We start from the raw sequence: 20,895 nt of genomic DNA, 5'->3' as shown, positions 1-20,895 counted from the left end.
TCTTGGCGGACGTACCTCTCCTACCGGAGTCCCGCTGCCAGTCTCAGCACCAACACGCCCACTTGACGAACCACCGCCGCGCTTAACTACCCGGCATTGGGGTTAGGCGGGGCCCCCGCTTAACGCCTCGCGGTGAGAGGGGGCCCCTTCTCTACCGAATGCGTTAACCGGGGCCCCCTCCTTACCTGCTGGGCGCGATGGGTGGTTCGCGCACCCCACGGGAGCTGGGGGTTACCTCACCGGGAACAGCGGGAACGCCACCGCGACGCCCCTGGAAGGAGCATCGGATGCGGGAACGCGCCGGACTGACCATCGGCGTGCTCGGCTCGTACGGCGGACGCAACCTCGGCGACGAGGCGATCCTTACGGGTCTCCTGGCCGATCTGCGCCAACACGAGCCGAACGCGCGGATCATCGTGTTCTCCCGCAACCCGGCGCACACCGCGCTGGCGCACCCCGACGTCGAGGCGGTGCCGTGGGAGGGCGTCAGCCGGGTCGACTCCTCCCAGGTGCTCCACCAGCTCGACCTGCTCGTCCTGGGCGGTGGCGGGATCCTCTACGACAAGGAGGCCCGGCGCTACCTACGGGTGGTCCGGGTCGCCCAGGAGCGGGGCCTGCCGCTGCTCACGTACGCGGTCGGGGTCGGCCCGCTCACCGACGGCGTGGACACCGGCATGGTGCGCGAGACGTTGGCGCAGGCGGTCGAGGTGACCGTCCGTGACCAGGAGTCGCGGATGGTGCTGGAGGAGGCCGGCCTGGTCAACCCGATCACCGTCACCGGTGATCCGGCGTTCCTGCTCACGCCGGAGGAGTTCCCCGCGCAGTGGCTGCGCGAGGAGGGCGTGCCCGCGGGGTCCCGGCTGGTCGGGCTGAGCGTGCGCGAGCCGGGGCGGGCCGCGGAACGTCTCGACGTCGACGGCTACCACCGGCTGCTCGCCCAGATCGGCGACTTCCTGGTGCACCGCATCGACGCGTACGTCCTCTTCGTCCCGATGGAACGCGACGACATCCGGCACTCGCACGGGGTGCTGTCGCACATGATCGCCGCGGACCGGGGTCGGATCCTGCACGGCGACTACCGCCCGGCGCAGATCCTCGGCCTGATGCGCCACTTCGACCTCGCGGTCGGCATGCGGCTGCACTTCCTGATCTTCGCCGCCATGATGAACACGCCGTTCCTGCCGCTGCCGTACGCCGGCAAGGTCTTCGATCTGGCCCAGCGGCTCGGCGTGCCGGCGCTGCGCGGCATGGAACGGGAGGTGGAGGGCCCGCTGCTGGCCGAGGTGGATCGGCTCTGGGACGAGCGGGAGGCCCGGGCCGGGGAGACCGCCCGCCGGGTGGCGGAGGTCTGCGACCAGGCGCGGGGCACCTCGCAGGTGACGCGGAGCGTGCTTGACAGCATCCGGGCCCGGACGCTGACCCCGGCGACGTGAGCCACCCGGCGGCCCGCCAGCCCAGCGGCTCGGCGGCGTGAGCCGCCCGGCGGCTCGGCCTGGTCAGGCCGCCGGGCCGCGCCAGGCGTAGACCCACTCGTGCGCCGGTTGGTCGCCCGACTCCAGCTCGTAGATCTGTGCCTCGGCCAGCCCGCCCGGCCCCAGGTGGTGGTGGGTCAGCGGCGGGCGGCCGTTGGCGTCCAGCTCGACCGTGACGGTTTCGCCGTCGGCCGCGCCGCCGACCAGGGGGATGTGCACCGAGGAAGCCATGCGCCCATCCTGCCCCGGCCGGAGGGCACGCGCAGCCGATAGCGGGGCAGCGGGCCGCCCCTCCCGGCGACTAGGGTCCGGACATGGCGACCTCGACGATCGATCCGACACTCGGTCCGGTCCTCGCCCGCACGGGCGACGAACGGGCGATCCTCGACGCGTTCCTCGACTTCCATCGCGCCACCGTGCTACGCAAGGCGCGTGGCCTCGCCGACGCCGACGCCGCCCGTCGGCTGGTCCCCTCGCTGACCACCCTGGCCGGGCTGCTCAAGCATCTCGCCCTGGTCGAGGGCAACTGGTTCGCCCGGCTGTTCGCGCCGGAGCCGGGCGACGTCTACCTCACCTCCCAGGCCGACGCCGACGCCAGCTACACGCTCGGCCCCGACGACACCGTCGAGGCGCTCGCCGCGGCCTACGAAGCGGCCTGCGCCCGCTCCCGGGCCGTCGCCGCCCGCTTCGCCCTCGACCACGTGGTGCCGCACCCGCAGCTCGGCGAGGTCTCGTTGCGCTGGGTGCTCGTGCACCTGATCGAGGAGACCGCCCGACACGCCGGGCACGCCGACATCCTGCGCGAGCTGACCGACGGGGAGACCGGCGCGATCTGAGACTCAGTCGCGGGGCAGGAGCCCGTCCGGATATTCCATCCCGTCGTGGGCGCACGCGGCGGCGGCCACCCGGGCGGCGTACCCGGCCGCGTCCCGGGGGCCGGCTCCGCGCAGCCGGGCGGCGAAGGCGTCCCCGGCGCCGTTCGTGTCCACGACCGGCGCGGGCGGGGTGGCGGCCGGCACGTGCGCCGGCGGCGCGTCCGGGCCGTACACCGTGGCGCCGGCCGTCCCGCCGGTGACAAGCACCGTGCGCGGCGCCAGCCCGGCCACCACCTCGCCGGCCCGCTCACCCAGCTTGACGCCGCTGACGAACACCAGGTCGGCAGCCTCGGCGAACGGCCGGTGGTAGTCGTTCTCGCCGTCCCAGTCGTGCAGGTCGGTGGAGACCGACGCCGCGCCGCGCAGCACCGGCAGCGCGTCCCGGGCCCAGTCCATGATCGACACGTGGGTGTGGGCCGCCCCGGCGACGAGCGCCGCCAACTCCCGGTCGGTGAACGGCGGCGAACCGGACCAGGGTCGCGGGTCGTAGAGCGACATCCGGCGGCCGGCCGGGTCGACCAGGCTCACCGAGCGTCGGGTGCCGGCCGGCGCGTACGCAAGCACGGTCCGCACCGTGGTACGCGCCAACGCGGCCCGCACCACGTCGCCGGCCGGGTCGGCGCCCAGCACGTCGACGAGCGTCACCCGCAGGCCGAGCGCGTGCGCGGCCAGCGCCACCCCGGCGCCGGTGTTGCCGATCCGCAGCTCGACCGGGGGCACGGTAAGCGAGTCGGCGGCGGGCAGCGGCAGCGCGGGCACCCGGGCGCGGACGTCCACACCCAACCCGCCGATCACGAGAAGGTCGACCATGGCGCCGACGATATCCACGCCCGGCCGCCTATCCTGGCCCCCGGGCGTCGTCGAGGGGGAGAGCACGTGCTGGTCATCCACGGGCTGTGGCTGTCCGGCGCCGGGCTCGCCCTGTGGGCCGAGGACAGCACGCTGCCGCCCCGGGCACCCCGCCGGCCCGGCCGCGCACCGCGCGAACGGCCGCACCCCTTCGCCGCCGACCACGCCACCCTGGCCGCCGCGCTCGACGCGCCACCCGGCCAGCCGGTCTCCGTACTGCTCGGCCTGCCCACCCGCGCCGGCTCGCCGGTGGACTCGCCGGAGCTGGTCCGGACCGCCGTCGCCGACCCGGCCCGCGGTCCGGTCACCCGCGCCGGCTGGCGGGTCCCCGCCCTGGCGTACGCCCCGGACGACGCCTACGCGCTGCTGCGCGCGCCCCGGCCGGACCCGGTCGGGGCGAGCCTGCGCCACCTGGCCGAGCTGGCCGACTTCGCCGTCGACCTGGTGACCCGTGGCCGCCTGCTCCCCACCCTGCTCGGTAAGGAGGGGCCCCCGCTTAACGTTTCCGGTATAGGCGGGGCCCCCGCTTATCACTCGGCGGCGGGCGGGCGAGGGCGGCGGGCGGGCGAGGCCGACCCGGTCGCCGCTCACTCGCCGGCCTCCCGGCGTAGGCGGCGGGCGGTGGACGAGGCCACCGCGCTGGCGCTCTGGCGGCCGTTGCTCACCGGCACGGACGCGGCCTGGGCCCGCGACCTGGCGCTGGCCCTGCCCCCGGCGACCCGCGCCGCCCGCGAATGGCAGCCGGCGGCTTTGGGTGCATCTGTTGTTGCCCAGGCGACAACAGATGCACCCAAACCGCCGGGCAGCCCGCGGGTCACGCATCTGCTCGGGGCGGCCGACCCGCTTGCGACAGGGGGTGGGGCTGGGGTGGCGGGTCATGATGCGGCGGCTGGTGAGGGTGCGGCGGCCGGTGAGGGTGCGGTGGCGGGTCAGGTTGCGGCGGCCGGTGGGGCTGCGGTGGCGGGTCAGCCTGCGGCGGCCGGTGAGGGTGCGGCGGGGGGTCCGGTTGCGGCGGCCGGCTCGGTCGGGGGGATCGGGCGGGCGGACGGCGTGGGAGCGGGTGAGCTGGTGGCGGAGGCGCTTGACGCGCTTGTCGACGCCGCCGCCCGGGTGGCCCTGGCCGACACCCGGCTGTCCCGGGGGATGCGCCGCGTCGGCGCGGTGCCGGGCTGGCTGGCCGCGCTCACCGGCCCGGAGCGCGCCGTCACCGCCGAGCCGGCCGCCCTGGCGACGCTGCGCGCCGAACTGGACGCCTGGCAGCGCGACGCCGCAGGTGGAGCGGTACGGGCCACGTTCCGCCTGGTCGAACCGGCCGCCGACCCGGTCGCCGAGCTGGTCGAGGGTGACGCCTGGCAGGTGGAGTTCGGCCTGCACCCGGCCGACGAGCCGGGGCTCGTGGTCGACGCCGGGCACATCTGGCAGCGGCCCGCGCCCGCGCTCGCCGCCCGCGGCGTGGACCCGCAGGAGACGCTCCTGGCCGAGCTGGGCCGGGCGAGCCGGCTCTGGCCGGAGGTGGACGCCGCCCTGCGTACCGCCGCGCCTGAGGGAATGGAGCTGGACGCCGACGGCGCGCACCGGTTCCTGCGCGAGGGTGCGCCGGTGCTGCACGCGGCCGGCTTCGGGGTGCTGCTGCCGTCGTGGTGGCGGCGCTCCTCGTCGCGCCTGGGCGCCCGGCTGCGGGCGCGCAGCCGCACCGCGCCGGGTGCGGTCGCCGCCACCGCCGGCACGTTGGGGCTGGACGCGCTCGTCGACTACCGCTGGGAGGTGGCCCTCGGCGACCAGCCGCTCACCGCCGAGGAGTTGGCGTCGCTCGCCGACCTGAAATCGCCGCTGGTGCGACTGCGCGGCCGGTGGGTCGAGCTGGACCCGCAACGGTTGGAGGCCGGGCTGCGGCTGCTCCGCTCGACGGGTGAGCTGACCGTGGCGGACCTGCTACGGATGGGGCTCTCCGGCGAGGAACGCGGCGGTGAGCTGCCCGTGCTTGACGTGGTCGCCGACGGGGCACTCGGTGAGCTGCTGGCAGGTGAGGCGGAGCGGCGGCTCACCCCGGCCGACCCGCCGCCCGGCTTCGTCGGGACGCTGCGGCCGTACCAGCGGCGCGGGCTGGCCTGGCTGGCCTTCCTCCAGTCGCTGGGGCTGGGCGGGATCCTCGCCGACGACATGGGATTGGGCAAGACCGTGCAGTTGCTCGCGCTGCTCGCCGGTGACCCGCCGGAGGCCGGGCCCACGCTGCTTGTGTGCCCGATGTCGCTCGTCGGCAACTGGCAGCGGGAGGCCGCGACGTTCGCGCCCGAGTTGCGGCTGCACGTGCACCACGGCGCCGAGCGGGCCCGGGGCGAGGAGTTCACCGCCGCCGTCGGAGCGGCGAACCTGGTGCTCACCACCTACTCGGTGGCCGCCCGGGACGCCGTCGACCTGGCCGGCGTCGACTGGCACCGGGTGGTGGTGGACGAGGCGCAGGCGATCAAGAACGCCGCGACCCGCCAGGCCGAGGCGGTCCGGTCGCTGCCCGCGCGGCATCGGGTCGCGGTCACGGGTACGCCTGTGGAGAACCGCCTCGCCGACCTCTGGTCCATCATGCAGTTCGCCAACCCGGGGCTGCTCGGCCCGGCCGCAACGTTCCGCAAGCGGTTCGCCGAGCCGATCGAGCGGCACGGCGACGCCGAGGTCGCCGAGCGGCTGCGCCGGGTCACCGGCCCGTTCGTGCTGCGCCGGCTCAAGACCGACCCGTCGATCATCACCGACCTGCCGGAGAAGCTGGAGATGGAGGTGCTCTGCAACCTCACCGCCGAGCAGGCCGCCCTCTATCGAGCCGTGGTCGACGACATGATGGCGAAGATCGAGTCCAGCGACGGGATCGAGCGCCGGGGGCTGGTGCTGGCCACCATGACCCGGCTCAAGCAGGTCTGCAACCATCCGGCCCAGCTACTGCACGACGGCTCCGCCCTGGCCGGGCGCTCGGGCAAGCTGGAACGCCTCGACGAGATCGTCGACGAGGTGCTCGCGGCCGGGGAGAAGGCGCTGCTGTTCAGCCAGTACGCCGAGTTCGGCGGGATGCTGCGCGGGCACCTGTCGGCGCGTACCGGTCGGGAGGTGTTGTTCTTGCACGGCGGCGTCGGCAAGGCCGAGCGGGACGCCATGGTGGCGCAGTTCCAGACGCCGGACGGCCCGCCGCTGTTCGTGCTCTCGCTCAAGGCCGGCGGCACCGGCCTGACGCTTACCGCGGCCAACCACGTGGTGCACGTGGACCGCTGGTGGAACCCGGCGGTCGAGGACCAGGCCACCGACCGGGCGTTCCGCATCGGCCAGCGCCGGCGGGTGCAGGTACGCAAGTTCGTCTGCGCCGGCACGGTGGAGGAGAAGGTGGCCGCGATGATCGCCGACAAGCGGAGCCTGGCCCGGTCGGTGGTGGGCAGCGGGGAGCAGTGGGTCACCGAGCTGTCCACCGACACGCTGCGCGAACTGTTCACGTTGGAGTCGGGGGCGGTGGTCGAGTGACCACCGGTCGGTTCGAGGATTTCGGGCCGCCGCGCCGGGTCGAGGGCGGGCTGCGGGCGCGCAGCGCCAGGGGCGCGATCGGGCAGTCCTGGTGGTCGCGGCGTTTCCTGGAGGTGCTGGAGTCGTTCGCGCTCGGCTCCCGGCTCACCCGTGGCCGGTCGTACGCGCGCCGGGGTCAGGTGCTCCGGCTGGACATCTCGCCGGGGCTTGTCACCGCCGAGGTGCAGGGGTCCCGGGCACGCCCGTACCCGGTGCGGATCGGGCTTCCGGCGTACCCGGAGAGGGTGTGGCGGCGGGTGGAGGCGGAGCTGGCCGGGCAGGCGTTCTTCAGCGCCCGGCTGCTCGCCGGTGACCTGCCGGCGGAGCTGGAGGAGCTGTTCGACGCGGCGGGCGCGCCGCTGTTCCCGGCCGAGGTCGGCGAGCTGGCGCAGCGCTGCGGTTGTCCCGATTTCGCGGTGCCGTGCAAGCATCTGGCGGCCACCTTCTATCTGCTGGCCGAGGCGTTCGACGCCGACCCGTTCCAGTTGCTGCACTGGCGCGGCCGGTCCCGGGGCGACCTGCTCGACCGGCTGCGTACGCTGCGCGGTGTCCGCTCCGGCGACACGGTTCGGGCCGCGCCGCCCGTGCCGGCCGGGACCTCGGCGGACCCGGTTGTGCCGGCCGGGACCTCGGCGGACCTGGCCGTGTCGGGCTCGACTGCGGCGGCCGGGACGTCGGCGGACCTGGCCGTGTCGGGCTCGACTGCGGCGGGCTCGGCTGCGGCGGGCTCGGCTGAGGAGGCGGGATCGCCGGTCGCGGCGTTGCCGGTGACCGGCGCCGGCCGGGTGCTGGCCGGACTGCCGGCGGTCGAGCCGGCGGAGGAGTTGGACCGGTTCTGGCTCGCCCCGGTGGCGTTGCCCGACCGTCCGCCCACCCTGGACACCGGCTCGGAGCTGCTGCTGCGGCAGCTACCCCCGCCCGGTCCGGAGATCGGCGGCCCGGGCCTGACCGAGCGGCTGCGCCGCGCGTACCGGGAGTTCGGGAGCGCGCCGAACGGTTAATAGGGGGCCCTTCCTCTACCGGAGGCGTTAAGCGGGGGCCCCTCCTTACGCTCACATCAGGCGGCGGCGGAAGCGCCACATCACGGCGGCGTTGGCGACCAGCACCATGGCGCAGATCGCCCCGGCCAACCGCCCGACCAGCACGGTCATCGCCGGCAGCGAGGCCCACAGCACGATTGTCAGCAGCATCATGTACCGGCCCCGGCGGCCCCGGACCCGGTTGTCCAACCGGGCGAAGAACCGCGGATCGCTCTCCCGTAGTTGGCGGGTGATCTGTTCGAACCTGCGCTGATCCTCTTGGCTGAGCATGGCGATGCCTTCCCCTCACGGCTTCAGCGGTTCGGCGGCATACCCGGATTCCCACCCCCTCACGCCCTCCACCCCTCGCGGCATGCGCCCCGTTTCACGGAAAGAGTGGTCATCCGCGCGCCGATGGCCACTCTTTCCGTGAGCGCGGGCCAAGGAGGGGGAGCGCGGGGCGGAGGGGTAGGGGACGCTTAGCGGCGCCTTAAGTTTCCCTGAGGGCTTGAACGTGGGTGGGCGGGGCGGTGCGGGGCGAAACCGCGCGTTCGGGCGGTCGGCGGGCAGGTCGGCCCTGCTCCGGGGGGTGCCGGCCGGGGTGCGGTCGCAGGATGGCCCGCCCCCGGGCCTGAGCACCGTCTTAAGTGCGCTCACGAGCGGTTTCGGGCCGCCTTGAGCTGCGGCGGAGGCATGGCTACTTTCCCGTAGCAACTCTCCGGCAACCGTCGCCGCCCCTCCCACCCAACCCCCGGGTGGCAGGCGTGCCGGCGCTCGAAGAAAACGGGATAGGTACATGGCCGACCTGAACGTGCCACCGCGTCGACCCCGGGACGACCGCGGCTGGGACGGATACCAGCACCCCCACCCGGACGGCTACCGCGACCTGGACTCCGCCGCGCCGTACGCCGGCGGTCACCCCGCACCGGCGCCGCAGCCCGCCCCGGGTCCGCAGTGGGTCGGACCGAACGGCTTCGCCTCCGCCGGCCCGGCACCCCAGGGCGGCTTCGGTGGGTACGCCCCGGCTCAGGGCGGCTACGCCCAGCCCGCCGGCGGGTACGTGCCGCCGGCCGGCCCGGGACTGCCCCACCTGGGTGACGACGAGGACGACGCCCCGCGCCGCGGCCGGCGTCGTGCCCTCGCCACGATCGGCGGCGCGGCGGTGGTCGCCGGTGGCGCGGCCCTGGCCCTGTCCCCGCAGCTTCGTGGCCTGTTCACCGACGGCGCGGAGGCCGGTGACGCCACCGGCACGGTGACCACCGACGGCAGCCAGGCCCGGCCGAGCGGCCAGCAGCCCAGCACGGTGCGGACCTACACCGAGCAGAACGAGAGCTACATGGGTTCCCGGGCGGGCGCGGCGCTCAAGCGCAACGCCCCGACCGGCGGCCGGATCTTCGGCAGCCCGGCCGCCGCCGCCGCGGCGACCCAGGTGACGGTGAAGACGGTGCTCGCCAAGGACCCGATCCGTCACCTGTTGAGCCGGACCACCTTCGGCCCGACGCCGAAGATGATCTCCGACGTCAAGAAGCTCGGCATCGACGACTGGCTGCGTCAGCAGCTCGAACCGGAGAAGATCGCCCCGACCAAGGGCGAGCTGAAGCTGTCCGAGCTGCCGTCGCTCAAGCTCAGCCCGACCCAGCTCCGCGACCAGCGGGACCAGCTCAACGAGCGCGGCGTCGATCCGGCGCGGGAGACGGTGGACGCCACCATCGCCCGGCAGATCTGGTCCGACCGCCAGCTCTTCGAGGTGATGGTCGACTTCTGGAACGACTTCCTGCACGTGGCGGCCGACTTCGACGGCGGCGAGACCTACCGCAACGCGTTCGACAAGGACGTCATCCGCAAGCACGCGTTCGGCAGCTACCCGGACATGCTCGTCGCCGCGAACAAGCACCCGGCGCTGCTGCTCTATCTGAACCAGGTCGACTCGCGCAAGGACGCGATCAACGAGAACCTGGCCCGGGAGAACCTGGAGCTGTACTCGGTCGGCGTCGACGGCGGCTACACCGAGAAGGACGTGCGGCAGGCCGCCATGCTCCAGACCGGGCGCGGCGTCGCCGACGGCAAGTACATGTTCTTCGGCGACCGGCACTACGTGGGCAAGGTGAAGATCCTCGGGTTCACCCACGCCAACAACTCGAACGACCCGAAGGTCGCCGACAAGGTGATCGACTCCTACATCCGGTACATCGCGCTGCACCCGTCGACCGCGAAGTACGTGGCGCAGAACCTGGCCACCCGGTTCGTCTCCGACACCCCGCCGAAGTCGATCGTGGACCGGCTGGCCAAGGCGTACACCACGAACAAGGGCCAGATCCGGCCGGTGCTGGCGACGCTGTTCAGCTCCTCGGAGTTCTGGGCCGCGGTCGGCCAGAAGGTGCGCCGCCCGATGGAGTACCTGGTGGCCACGTACCGGTCGCTCGGCGTCGGGCCGGACGCGGCGGCCGGGTTCGAGGGCGACAAGCGGCGCACGCCGTTCGCCCAGGGCCTGCGGCAGATCCAGGACAAGATGCGCGAGCTGGGCCACTACCCGATGGGCAAGCCCACCCCGGACGGCTACGCCGACGTCTACCTGGCCTGGACCTCGGCCGGCACGATGGTGGACGGCTGGAACGAGGCAGGCGACCTGCTCGGCGGCTGGCGCAAGCAGTTCACCTACGTCAAGCCGGAGAAGCTGGTGGCGAAGCCGCCGACGACCGCCGGGGCGTACGTGGACGCGCTGGCCCAGAAGCTCGTGCACCAGAAGCTCAGCGCCAAGGAGAAGAAGCTCGTGCTCGCCGTGGCCGGGGTGTCCGAGGGCGCCAAGGTCGACGCCACCTTCAACGGGGCCATCGCCGCGGTCGCGCGGACGATCCTCGCGTCCCCCCAGCACCACCTCCGGTGAGGCATTCGATGGAGATGACCGTGAACCCGTACCCCCTGCACCCCGAATGCCCCGACCTGCGGCGGCTGGCCGACAACCCGGCCGAGGCGCTGCTGCGCGCGGAGGCGGACGTCGTTGCGGCCGAGAACGCGGCCGAGGCGGACCGGTACCGCCGGCTGGAGGAGGTCGAGGAGGCCCAGCAGGACGGCCGGGGCGTCACCCGGCGTACCTTCGTGGCCGGCGCCGCGGCGACCGCGACCGCGCTCGCCACCGCGCAGTTCGTCACCACCTCGGCGTCGTTCGCCGCGACCAAGACCGGCACCCTGATCCACGTCTTCCTGTACGGCGGGCTGGACGGGCTGAGCCTGGTCGCGCCGGCAAGCGACCCGGTGCTCAGCAAGGCCCGCCCGGACCTGCTGCTCGGCAACGACTCGCTGGCCCTGGCCCGTGGGTTCAAGCTGACCAGCGCGTTCGCCCCGCTGGAGAAGTGGCTCAAGGCCGGGCAGCTCGGCTTCGTGCCGGCGGTGTCCGACCCGCGGCTGTCCCGCAGCCACTTCCAGGCCGCCGACGCCTGCAACCTGGGCGGCCTGCCCGGTGAGACCGGCGGCCGGGGCTGGCTGGACAGCCTTGTCGACGCGCTCGGCAAGGGCACCGCGTTCCGCAGCGTCGGCATCGGCAGCACGCTGCCCCGCTCGCTCGTCGGCGTGAACGGCGCGCTCGCCCTCAACAGCGTCGGCGAGCTGCGGCTCAACGGCGACGACAAGTACCGCGCGGCCACCGAGAAGGCGATCCGCGGCCTGTTCACCGGGATCAACCACCCGGTGGAGGACGCGGTCATCGAGGGCATGGGCGCGCTTGCCACCGCGCAGAAGCTCGCCGCGAAGCCGTACGCCGCCGCGGCCGGCGTCAAGTACGAGGGCGTCGGCAACGCGTTCCAGCAGCTCGCCCAGCTCATCAAGGGTGGGGCGAACGTGCGGGTGGCGACCGTCGGCATGGGCGGCTACGACACCCACGAGAACCAGGGCACCGCCCAGGGCGGCCAGCTCTGGCGGCGGCTCAACGAACTGGCCGCCGCCATGGCGGCGTTCTTCACCGACCTGGGCGATCAGGCGTCGGACGTGACGATCATGGTGTCCAGCGAGTTCGGCCGGCGGGTCGCCTCGAACAGCGGCGGCACCGACCACGGGCACGGCGGCGTGGTCACCGTGCTGTCCGGGCGCAAGCTCGCCGGTTCGCTGCTCGGCACCTGGAACGGGCTGGACAAGTTGGACAGCGGCGACGTGCCGGAGTACAACAACATGTTCAACGTCTACGGATCGGTGGCCCAGGGCCGCTTCGGCCTGACCGCCGCCCAGGTGGACAAGGTCTTCCCCCGGCAGAAGTTCACCCCGATCAAGATGTACGCGTGACATATCAGGACACCCAGGCCGCCGGCCGTCGTACCGGGCACCCCGCCCCGTACGGCGGCCGTCCGGCTGCTTCCGTACCACCCGGCCGGCCGCGCCGCGGACCCGGCGGCCGGCGGGCCCTGACGGCGGCCTTCTGGCTCGGCCTGGTCGCCGCCGTCGCGCCGTGGTGGCTGGACACCCCGGCCGGCTCGCTCGCCGACACCGCCGACCTGCTCACCGCCGGTGGCCGGATCACCGGCCTGATCGCCGGCTACCTGCTGCTGATGCAGGTGCTGGCGATGAGCCGGCTCGGCGTGCTGGAACGCTCGCTGGGCGGCGAGCGGATCTCCCGGCTGCACCGGGATCTCGGCGCGACGCTGCTTGTCGCGGTGCTGACCCACATGTCCCTGCTGGTGGTGGGCTACGCCCGGCAGGAGCGCAACTCCGTGTTCGGCGAGGTCGGCGCGCTGCTGTCCGACTACGAGGACATGCTCTCCGCGTTCGCGGCAGCGGGCGTCATGGTGCTTGTCGGGCTCACCGCGGTGCGTGCGGTGCGTCGCCGGTTGCCCTACGAACTCTGGTACGCCCTGCACCTGACCAGCTATCTCACCCTGCTGCTCGGCTACGCGCACCAGTTCAGCAACGGCGCCCAGCTCTACGAGCCCGGGCCGGCGCGCACCGGCTGGATCGCCGCGTACCTGCTCGTGGTGGCCGCGCTGCTGTGGGGCCGGGTGGTCTCGCCGCTGGCGTTCAACCTGCGGCACCGGCTGCGGGTGGCCGACGTGGTGGCGGAGAGCCCGGACACCATCTCGATCTACCTGACCGGACACCGGCTCAACCAGATCGACCTGCTCGGCGGCCAGTACTTCCGCTGGCGTTTCCTCAACCCCGGCGGCTGGTGGCAGTCGCACCCGTTCTCGCCCTCGGCGGCGGCGAACGGCCGCTGGCTGCGGCTCACCGTGAAGGTCGTCGGTGGGCACACCGCCGACCTGCGGGACCTCACCCCGGGCACCCGGGTCTGGGCCGAGGGCCCGTTCGGCACGTTCACCGCGGCGCACCGCACCCGGGAGCGGGCCCTGCTCATCGCCGGTGGCAGCGGCATCGCGCCGCTGCGGGCGATGCTTGAGGAGCTGCCGCCGGGCGCGGCGCTGATCTACCGCGCGCGTCAGCCCGCCGACGTGCTGCTGCACCGGGAACTGGACTGGCTCGCCCAGGCCCGGCAGACCTCCGTCTGGTACGTCATCGGCCGCCGCGACGACCCCGGGCCGCGCCAGGTGATGAACCCGGAGGGGCTGCGCCGGCTGGTGCCCGACCTGACCCGGCGGGACGTCTACCTGTGCGGGCCGGGCGGCCTGGTCGACGAGTCCGTCAAGGTGTTGCGGGCGGCGGGCGTGCCCCGCCGCCAGATCCACCTCACCGCGTTCGAGCTGTAGGAAGGCACCCACCATGCGTCGCGCGCTCCTCGCGATCACCGGACTGGCCGCCGGCACCACCGCCCTGGTGGTGCTCAAGGGCGGCCCGGGCGTCGGGCCGGCCACCGCCGGTGACGTGCCGGCCGCGCTGGCCCCGGTCACCCCGGGCGGCTCACCCGCGCCGGACGGCGCCACCCCCGGGTCCGCCGCGCCAAGCGTCCCGGCGACGCCCCGCGCGTCGACGAAGCCGTCCGCCAACCCGTCCGCCAACCCGTCCGCCAACCCGTCCGCCGACCGGAAGCCGGCCAGCCGGGGCGGCACCAAGACCAGCACCGCGCCGGCCGCGCCGAGGGCCACGACGAAGGCCCCGAAGCCCACCACCCGCACGGTCACCGGGTCGTCGGTCAGCTACGAGTACGGCTCGCTCCAGGTCCGGATCACGCTCAGCGGCAGCCGGATCGTCGACGCCACCGCGACCGGCATGCCGCTCGGCGGGCAGTCCGGGCAGCGCAGCGACGACGTGCAGGCCCGCTACAGCGGCAGCTCGGGCGAGGTGGTGGCCAGGCAGAGCGCCAACCTGAGCACCGTCTCCGGCGCCACCTACACCAGCACCGCCTACAAGCAGTCGCTCCAGAGCGCGATCGACAAGGCCTGACGGCTTGGCCCCCGCCGCCGCTGCCCGGCCCGGCCTGCGCCGGGTCGAGCACATCATGGGTACGGCGATCAGCCTCGACCTGGCCGACGACCTGCCCGACGCCACCCTGCGCGAGTTGGCCGCGCACACGTTCGACTGGATGCGCGAGGTGGACGCGCGGTTCAGCACCTACCGGGACGACAGCGAGGTGTGCCGGCTGGACCGGGGCGAGCTGCCGCTGGCCGAGGCGTCCGCCGACCTGCGGGCCGTGCTGGAGCGCTGCGCCGACCTGTGGACGGCCACGGACGGCTTCTTCGACGCGTACGCCACCGGCCGGCTGGACCCGTCCGGTTACGTGAAGGGCTGGGCGGCGCAGGTCGCCTCGGACCGGCTGGTGGCGGCCGGCGCCCCGAACCACTGCGTGAACGCCGGCGGCGACGTCCGGGTACGCGGCCACTCGGCCACCGGTGAGCCCTGGCGGATCGGCGTGCGGCACCCCTGGGACCCGTCGGCCACCTGCCTGGTGCTGACCGGCACCGACCTCGGGGTCGCCACCTCCGGGGTGTATGAGCGCGGGCACCACGTCATCGACCCGCGCCGGGGCGCGCCCGCGGTCGGCCTGCGCTCGGTGACCGTGGTCGGCCCCGACCTGGGCGAGGCGGACGCCTACGCCACAGCCGCCGTCGCCATGGGCACCCCCACCGCCCTCACCTGGCTAGACCGCCTCCCCACCCCGTGGCAGCACGCCGCGGTAACGGACGACTCCCGCCTCCTACACTCCCGCACCCTCCCCACTGCCCCCACCCTGCCCCCCACCCAGCCCCCGACCCGGCCCGTTGATCATGAAGTTGGCGGCGATGTCGATCTCTTTCCGCGCCGCCAACTTCATGATCAACGCGGTGGTGGGGTCGGGTGGGGTGGGGGTGCGGTCAGCGGAGGGGGCGGTGGAGGATGGCGGGGCGGGGGCCCGGAGGGCGGGAGCCGCCTGGCGGGCGGGAGCCCCGTGGACGGGTGAAGCCCCACGGGTGCGGGCGGCGGCGGTGCCGCGGTGGTTCGGTGCCGCCGGTGTGGCGGGCCGCGTCGTCCTTAAACATCCTCAACCCCCGCTCTGGCGCGTGCGCGCCCTCGACTGACACAACGAGCCCGGTGGCGGGGAGGTCGCTGTCGGGCAACCGTCGGTCAGCGACCGCGCCGAGGCAGTGGCAGGTGGCCGGGGAACAGGTCCGGGGTGAGCGTGACCCCGGCCGCCCGCAACGCCTCGATCAGCGCGTTCTGCACCAGGTAGGAGTCGGGGAGCTGCCACCGGGCCTGCTCCGGGGCGACCGCCCAGCGCACCGTCCCCTCGGGCAGCCGGGTCGGCGGGGCCGGGATCCACGATCCGGTGCCGTGCCGCACCACGTGGAAGCAGTGCTCCAGCTCCGGCCGCAGCGGGTCGCCGGGACGGACCAGGAACATCCACCGGCCGGTCGGGGTGACAAGCACCGGCCCGCGTACCCCCGGGCCGGCCGGGTGGCTGGCGACCGTCGCCAGCACTCGCCGACCGAGGTGGGCGGCGACCTCCAGCACGTCGAACGCGCGTCCGGTGGGCAGCAGCACCCCGTGCGGCCGGTTGCGCCACCAGGTGGCCACCCGGGCCGGGTCGGCGCTCGCCCCGTGGTCCCAGTCTTCGAGCGCCGGATGGCAGCCGACGGTGGGGCAGCCGGCCCGGCCGCAGACGAAGCGGCTGTTGGCCAGGCACGCGCCGGGCGTGACCGGCCAGCCGTGCAGCGCGTACCGGACGGCGACCCGGCGCAGCCGCACCCGTTCCAGCGGTGTCAGGTGAGCGACGCGCGGTCGGACGTTCCCCCACATGTGTGCCATCCCCTCTCGTCCCACCGAACCGTCCACCGCCACCCCGTCGAGAACCACCACACGTCGAAAACCGTCACTGCCGTAACCCGCAGTCGTTGAGTTGACGAACGGCTGGTGCAACTTGCACGAAAACTATGAGGATTGGCTGGACGGCTGACGCACAACCTGTGCGACCAGGGCAGATCTGGTGGACATCAGGCCGACTGCCGGCGCCGACCGGGGGAGGAAGCACGGATGGACGAACTACCCATAGGCCGGCGGGTCGCCTACTGGCGCAGCCGTCGCAAGATGTCCCAGCAGGTTTTCGCCGACCGGCTCGGCAAGTCGAAGAGCTGGGTGGACAAGGTGGAGCGCGGCGTCCGCCGGCTGGACAAGTTCTCCGTGCTCTACGAGATCGCCGACATCCTCCAGATCGACGTGCAACTGCTGCACGGCAAGGACCCGGAGCGGCGCACCGACGCGCTCAACTGCATCGACCAGGTCGAGGTGGAGGAGATCCGCGCCGCCCTCGAGCGCTACGACGCGATGAGCGCCTACTTCGACGCGGCGCCCTTCCCGCCGCCGCTCGCCGACATGCGCAAGGCGGTCAACCACGCCTGGCTCACCTACCAGTACGGCCGCTACGGCATGCTCACCCGGGCGTTGCCCAAGCTGCTGCGTGACGCGCAGGCCGCGGACGCCGTGTACGGCGGTGACGACCAGGGTCGCGAGGCCGCCCACCTGCTCGCGCAGGTCTACCAGATCGCCTCGTCGGTGCTGCGCAAGCTGGGCGAGTGCAACCTGGCCTGGCTGGCCGCCGACCGCTCGATGGCGGTGGCCCAGCGGGCCGACGACCCCCTGCTCGCCGGCATCGCCACCACCCGGGTCTGCAACGCCCTGGTCGCGATGGGCCGCCCCCGCCCGGCGCTGGAACTCAACGTGCGGATCGCCGACCGGCTCGCGTCCGGCGGCGACCACGCCGGCGACCCCAAGCGCCTCTCGGTTTACGGCATGCTGCTGCTCCAGGGCGCGATGGCCGCCGCCCGGATCGGTGACTCGGCGACCGTGGACGACCTGCTCAGCGGCGCCGCGGAGGCGGCCGTCCTGCTGGGCGGCGACCACAACCACTACTGGACGTCGTTCGGCCCGACCAACCTGGAGCTGCACCGTGCCGCCGCGGCGGTCGAGCTGGGTGACGGCGGGCGGGCGGTGGAGACGCACCAGCAGCTCAACGAGCACGCGTTCAACGCGCTGCTGCCCGAGCGGCGCGCGCACCACCTGCTCGACCTGGCCCGGGGCTACGCCCAGATCGGCGACGTGGCGAGCGCCGGCGAGATGCTGTTGCAGGGCGACCGGCTCGCGCCCTCGGAGATCCGCTGCCGGCCCATCGCCCACGAGTTGATGTCGGACGTGCTGCGTCGCACACGGGGTGCGCCGCCGCCGCCGATTGCGGAGTTGGCTGAGCACATGGGAGTCGGAGTATGAGCGCGGACCGGGTCGGATGAGCGGTCCGCGTACCAGCAACGGGCACCGCGGGGTGCTCTACGTCATCGCCTGCGGTTCGCCGCTGGCCCGTCACGTCGGTCGGCTGGTCGACCTCGCCCGGTCGGACGGCTGGATGGTCTGCGTGGTCACCACGCCTGACGGCGCGAAGTTCGTCGACCGCACGGCGTTGGCCCGGCAGACCGGCAACCCGGTCCGTACGCACTACAAGAACCCCGGTGACCTGGATGTGCTGCCCCCGGCGGACGCCATGCTCGTCTGCCCGGCGACTGTCAACACGGTCAACAAGTGGGCGGCCGGCATCACCGACACCCTCGCGCTCGGCCTGCTGGTCGAGGCGCAGGGGCTCGGGGTGCCGATCGCGGCCGTACCGTTCACGAACGCGGCGATGGCCGCGCACCCGGCGTTCCGGGCCAGCCTGGCCCGGCTCGCCGAGTGGGGCGTCCGGGTGGTCTTCGGCGACGATGTCGTCCGCCTGCATCCGCCCGGGACCGGCGAGCGGCACCTGGACGCCTTCCCCTGGGAGGCCGGCCTGGACGCCCTGCGCGACGCGGTCGCGCCTGTCGCGCCGGTCGCCTGAGGTGTAAGCCGGGGCCCCTTGTTAACGCATTCGGTTGTGCCGGGGCCCCCGCTTAACCGCCGTGGACGTGCACGCCGCCGGACGCCGGTAAGCTGGCCGGCCGTGAGCACAACCGGATCGCCGCCCACGGTCGCCGACGTGGTGGCCGCCCTGGACCGCCGCTACCCGCCCGCCTGGGCCGAGGAATGGGACCGGGTCGGCCTGGTGCTGGGCGAGCCGGACCGCCCGGTGCGGCGGGTCGCCTGCGTGGTCGACGTGGTCCCGGAGACGGTGGAGGAGGCGCTCGCCGCCGGCGCCGACATGATCGTCGCGCACCACCCGCTGCTGCTGCGCGGCGTCTCCTCGGTGGCCGCCACCACGTTCAAGGGGCGGATCGTGCACCGGCTGATCAAGGCCGACGTCGCGCTGTACGTGGCGCACACGAACGCCGACGTGGCCGCCCCGGGCGTGTCCGACGCGCTGGCCGCCCGGTTCGGGTTGACCGGGCTGCGCCCGCTGCACCCGCCCCGCCCCGGCTCACCCGCCGACGGGCCGGGCCGGGGCATCGGCCGGATCGGCGAGCTGCCCACCCCGATGACCCTGGCCGGGCTGACCCGGTTGGCCGCCGCCGTGCTCCCCGTCACCGCCTGGGGCGTTCGCGCGGCGGGGGATCCCGGGCGTATGGTTCGTACCCTCGCCGTCAGCGGCGGCTCGGGGGACGGCTTCCTCGCCGAGGCGGCTGCGGCCGGGGTGGACGCGTTCCTCACCTCGGACCTGCGCCACCATCCGGCCGGCGAGCACCTCGCCGCCGGCGGCCCGGCCCTGCTGGACGCCGCCCACTGGGCGACCGAACGGCCGTGGCTGGACGACCTGGCCGCCCACCTGGCCGACGAGCTGGGCGTCGAGACCGTGGTGTCCGACCTGGACACCGACCCGTGGACCGTGCACGCCGCCGCGCCCCGACCGGACGACAAGGAGCCCCGACCGTGAAGGCTGACCCGAAGGTGCAGCGTCGCCTGCTCGACCTGCAGGCCATCGACACCACGCTGGCCCAGCTCGCGCACCGCCGCCGGAGCCTGCCGGAACGGGCCGAGCTGGAGGCGCTCGCGCGCGAGCTGTCGGCGCTTGAGGACGAGCGGGTCCGCGCCCAGGTGGCCGTCGACGACCTGGACCGGGACATCGCCCGCCTGGAGAAGGACGTCGACCAGGTGCGGGCGCGCAAGAGCAAGGACGAGGCCCGGCTGGCCTCGGGCAGCGGTCCGGCCCGGGAGTTGGAGGCGCTCCAGCACGAGCTGGTCTCGCTCAACCGCCGGCAGAGCGACCTGGAGGACGCCGAGCTGGAGCTGATGGAGCAGCGGGAGACCGCGCAGGGCGTACTCGACGGCATCGAGGGGCGGATCGCCGAGGCCCGGGAGCGCCGGACCGCGGCCGAGCAGCGCCGTGACGACGCGCTCGCCGAGATCGCCAAGGAGGAGGAGTTCAAGCGCACCTCCCGCCAGCCGCTCGCCGGTGACCTGCCGGCGGACCTGGTCACCCTCTACGACAAGATCCGCGAGGACACCGGGCTGGGCGCCGCGCTGCTCACCGGCGGTCGCTGCGGCGGCTGCCGGCTGGAACTCTCCGGCGCCGACGTGGCCCGGATCCGCAAGGCGGACCCGGACGACGTGGTCCGCTGCGAGGACTGCCGCCGGATCATGGTCCGGACCAACGAGTCGGGACTGTAGCCGTCGTGGCGGTGCGCGCGGTCGTGATCGAGGCCGACGGCGGTTCGCGGGGCAACCCGGGGCCGGCCGGCTACGGCGCGGTGGTCCGCGACCCGGAGACCGGTGAGGTGCTTGCCGAACGCTCGGCGGGGATCGGCACGGCCACCAACAACGTGGCCGAATACCGCGGCCTGATCGCCGGGCTGGAGGCCGCCGCCGAGCTGGGCGCGGCCGAGGTCGACGCGCGGATGGACTCCAAGCTGGTGGTCGAGCAGATGTGCGGCCGGTGGCAGATCAAACACCCCGGGCTGCGTCCGCTCGCGGCGCAGGCCGCCGGGCTTGTCGGCCGGTTCGCCGCGGTCCGCTTCACCTGGATCCCCCGGGAGCGCAACCGGCACGCCGACGCCCTGGCGAACGCCGCCATGGACGCCGCCGCGGCCGGCGCCGCCGCGCCCACCGGGACCGCGCCGACCGCGACCGCCGGGACCGCGCCGACCGCCGGGCCGAGCGGCCGGCAGACGGCCGTCGCGAAGGCCACCGGCACCGACCCGGCCACCACCCCCGCCTCCTGGGAGCCCCGCCCGACCGAGGAGGGCACCCGGCTGATCCTGGTGCGGCACGGCGAGACCGAGCGCACCGGGCAGAAGCGCTACTCCGGCCGGGTCGACGTGCCGCTCACCGAGCGGGGCCGGGCCCAGGCCCGGGCCACCGCCGCCCGGGTGGCCGAGCTGGCGCCGTCCGTCGCGGCCGTGGTCAGCTCGCCGCTGTCCCGGTGTACGGCGACCGCCGAGGCCATCGCCGCGCGGGTCGGCAACCCGCCGGTACGCCCCGACGACGACCTGGTCGAGTGCGACTTCGGTGTCTGGGAGGGGCGCACCTTCGCCGAGGTGCGCGAGGGCTGGCCGGACGAGTTGGACGCCTGGCTCGCCTCCACCGGGGTCGCTCCGCCGGAGGGCGAGTCGTTCACGGCGGTCGCCGAACGCACCGGCCGGGCGGTGGACCGGCTGCGGTCGGCGTACCCGGGGGAGACCGTCGTGGTCGTCTCGCACGTCTCGCCGATCAAGCTGGTGCTGCGCGACGCGCTCGCCGCCGGCGACGCGTTCCTGCACCGGCTCTACCTGGACACCGCGGGTGTCTCGGTGCTGGACCTGTATCCGGACGGCGGCGTCGCGGTCCGCTCGGTCAACGACACCGCCCACCTCGGCGATCTCTGACGGTACGCCGCCGCTCGGCGCACGCGGGCGGCCGTTC

17 protein-coding genes and 1 pseudogene are annotated in these 20,895 nt (G+C 74.2%); 14 read left to right on the top strand and 4 right to left on the bottom strand.

What is annotated here, in order from left to right; all coding sequences use genetic code 11:
* Positions 1-287 precede the first annotated feature (287 nt).
* Positions 288-1,433, top strand: coding sequence for a polysaccharide pyruvyl transferase family protein (locus SM450_RS29470; protein WP_474623047.1), 1,146 nt, complete (start codon positions 288-290; stop codon positions 1,431-1,433).
* 63 nt (positions 1,434-1,496) lie between these two features.
* Here SM450_RS29470 and SM450_RS29465 read toward each other — a convergent pair whose 3' ends face one another.
* A complete protein-coding gene (locus tag SM450_RS29465) occupies positions 1,497-1,703 on the bottom strand; it encodes a hypothetical protein (protein ID WP_474623046.1) in 207 nt (68 codons plus the stop codon).
* 83 nt (positions 1,704-1,786) lie between these two features.
* On the opposite strand from SM450_RS29465, the gene SM450_RS29460 reads away from it, so the two are divergent.
* Positions 1,787-2,308 (top strand): DinB family protein, encoded by a 522-nt coding sequence (locus SM450_RS29460; protein ID WP_474623045.1) that lies wholly within the window; start codon positions 1,787-1,789, stop codon positions 2,306-2,308.
* A gap of 3 nt (positions 2,309-2,311) precedes the next feature.
* On the opposite strand, the gene SM450_RS29455 is transcribed toward SM450_RS29460, so the two are convergent.
* A complete protein-coding gene (locus SM450_RS29455; RefSeq protein WP_474623044.1) occupies positions 2,312-3,157 on the bottom strand; it encodes a carbohydrate kinase family protein in 846 nt (281 codons plus the stop codon).
* 66 nt (positions 3,158-3,223) lie between these two features.
* Between SM450_RS29455 and SM450_RS29450 the strand changes: the two genes are divergently transcribed.
* Complete coding sequence (locus SM450_RS29450; RefSeq protein ID WP_474623043.1) at positions 3,224-6,694, top strand: SNF2-related protein; 3,471 nt, start codon at positions 3,224-3,226, stop codon at positions 6,692-6,694.
* Positions 6,691-7,734 carry an SWIM zinc finger family protein gene (locus SM450_RS29445; protein ID WP_474623042.1) on the top strand — a complete coding sequence of 348 codons (1,044 nt, stop codon included), beginning with the start codon at positions 6,691-6,693 and terminating at the stop codon, positions 7,732-7,734. The genes SM450_RS29450 and SM450_RS29445 overlap by 4 nt, the downstream gene beginning before the upstream one ends.
* 51 nt (positions 7,735-7,785) lie before the next feature.
* On the opposite strand, the gene SM450_RS29440 is transcribed toward SM450_RS29445, so the two are convergent.
* On the bottom strand, positions 7,786-8,043 hold the full coding sequence (locus tag SM450_RS29440; protein ID WP_474623041.1) for a DUF3040 domain-containing protein: 258 nt from the start codon (positions 8,041-8,043) through the stop codon (positions 7,786-7,788).
* Between the two features lie 505 nt (positions 8,044-8,548).
* On the opposite strand from SM450_RS29440, the gene SM450_RS29435 reads away from it, so the two are divergent.
* From SM450_RS29435 to SM450_RS29415, 5 genes and pseudogenes are all read left to right on the top strand, one after another.
* Positions 8,549-10,636, top strand: a complete 2,088-nt coding sequence (locus SM450_RS29435; RefSeq protein WP_474623040.1) for a DUF1800 domain-containing protein — start codon at positions 8,549-8,551, stop codon at positions 10,634-10,636.
* Positions 10,637-10,650: 14 nt separating this feature from the next.
* Entirely contained in the window at positions 10,651-12,024 is a 1,374-nt protein-coding gene (locus SM450_RS29430) for a DUF1501 domain-containing protein (RefSeq protein ID WP_474623048.1), read from the top strand.
* A complete protein-coding gene (locus tag SM450_RS29425) occupies positions 12,021-13,436 on the top strand; it encodes a ferredoxin reductase family protein (protein ID WP_474623039.1) in 1,416 nt (471 codons plus the stop codon). The genes SM450_RS29430 and SM450_RS29425 overlap by 4 nt, the downstream gene beginning before the upstream one ends.
* Before the next feature lie 13 nt (positions 13,437-13,449).
* Complete coding sequence (locus SM450_RS29420) at positions 13,450-14,070, top strand: FMN-binding protein (RefSeq protein ID WP_474623038.1); 621 nt, start codon at positions 13,450-13,452, stop codon at positions 14,068-14,070.
* Between the two features lie 55 nt (positions 14,071-14,125).
* A pseudogene (locus tag SM450_RS29415) lies at positions 14,126-14,851 on the top strand (FAD:protein FMN transferase); the annotation flags it as partial.
* 377 nt (positions 14,852-15,228) lie between these two features.
* On the opposite strand, the gene SM450_RS29410 reads toward SM450_RS29415, so the two are convergent.
* On the bottom strand, positions 15,229-15,909 hold the full coding sequence (locus SM450_RS29410; RefSeq protein WP_474623037.1) for a bifunctional DNA primase/polymerase: 681 nt from the start codon (positions 15,907-15,909) through the stop codon (positions 15,229-15,231).
* A 225-nt stretch (positions 15,910-16,134) separates the two neighbouring features.
* Here SM450_RS29410 and SM450_RS29405 point away from each other — a divergent pair, with 225 nt between their 5' ends.
* From SM450_RS29405 to SM450_RS29385, 5 genes are all read left to right on the top strand, one after another.
* A complete protein-coding gene (locus SM450_RS29405) occupies positions 16,135-17,364 on the top strand; it encodes a helix-turn-helix domain-containing protein (protein ID WP_474623036.1) in 1,230 nt (409 codons plus the stop codon).
* A 16-nt stretch (positions 17,365-17,380) separates the two neighbouring features.
* Positions 17,381-17,962, top strand: a complete 582-nt coding sequence (locus tag SM450_RS29400; RefSeq protein WP_474623035.1) for a flavoprotein — start codon at positions 17,381-17,383, stop codon at positions 17,960-17,962.
* A 102-nt stretch (positions 17,963-18,064) separates the two neighbouring features.
* Positions 18,065-18,931: a Nif3-like dinuclear metal center hexameric protein gene (locus tag SM450_RS29395; RefSeq protein ID WP_474623034.1), complete on the top strand. Its 867-nt coding sequence runs from the start codon at positions 18,065-18,067 to the stop codon at positions 18,929-18,931.
* Positions 18,928-19,665 carry a zinc ribbon domain-containing protein gene (locus tag SM450_RS29390; RefSeq protein ID WP_474623033.1) on the top strand — a complete coding sequence of 246 codons (738 nt, stop codon included), beginning with the start codon at positions 18,928-18,930 and terminating at the stop codon, positions 19,663-19,665. Before SM450_RS29395 ends, SM450_RS29390 begins: the two co-directional genes overlap by 4 nt.
* A 5-nt stretch (positions 19,666-19,670) precedes the next feature.
* Positions 19,671-20,858: a bifunctional RNase H/acid phosphatase gene (locus SM450_RS29385; RefSeq protein ID WP_474623032.1), complete on the top strand. Its 1,188-nt coding sequence runs from the start codon at positions 19,671-19,673 to the stop codon at positions 20,856-20,858.
* The last annotated feature ends 37 nt before the right edge of the window (positions 20,859-20,895 follow it).

The sequence above is a fragment of the Micromonospora marincola genome (assembly GCF_056150385.1).
Note: the sequence above shows the minus strand (reverse complement) of the source record. Positions and strands in the feature narration are given on the sequence as shown.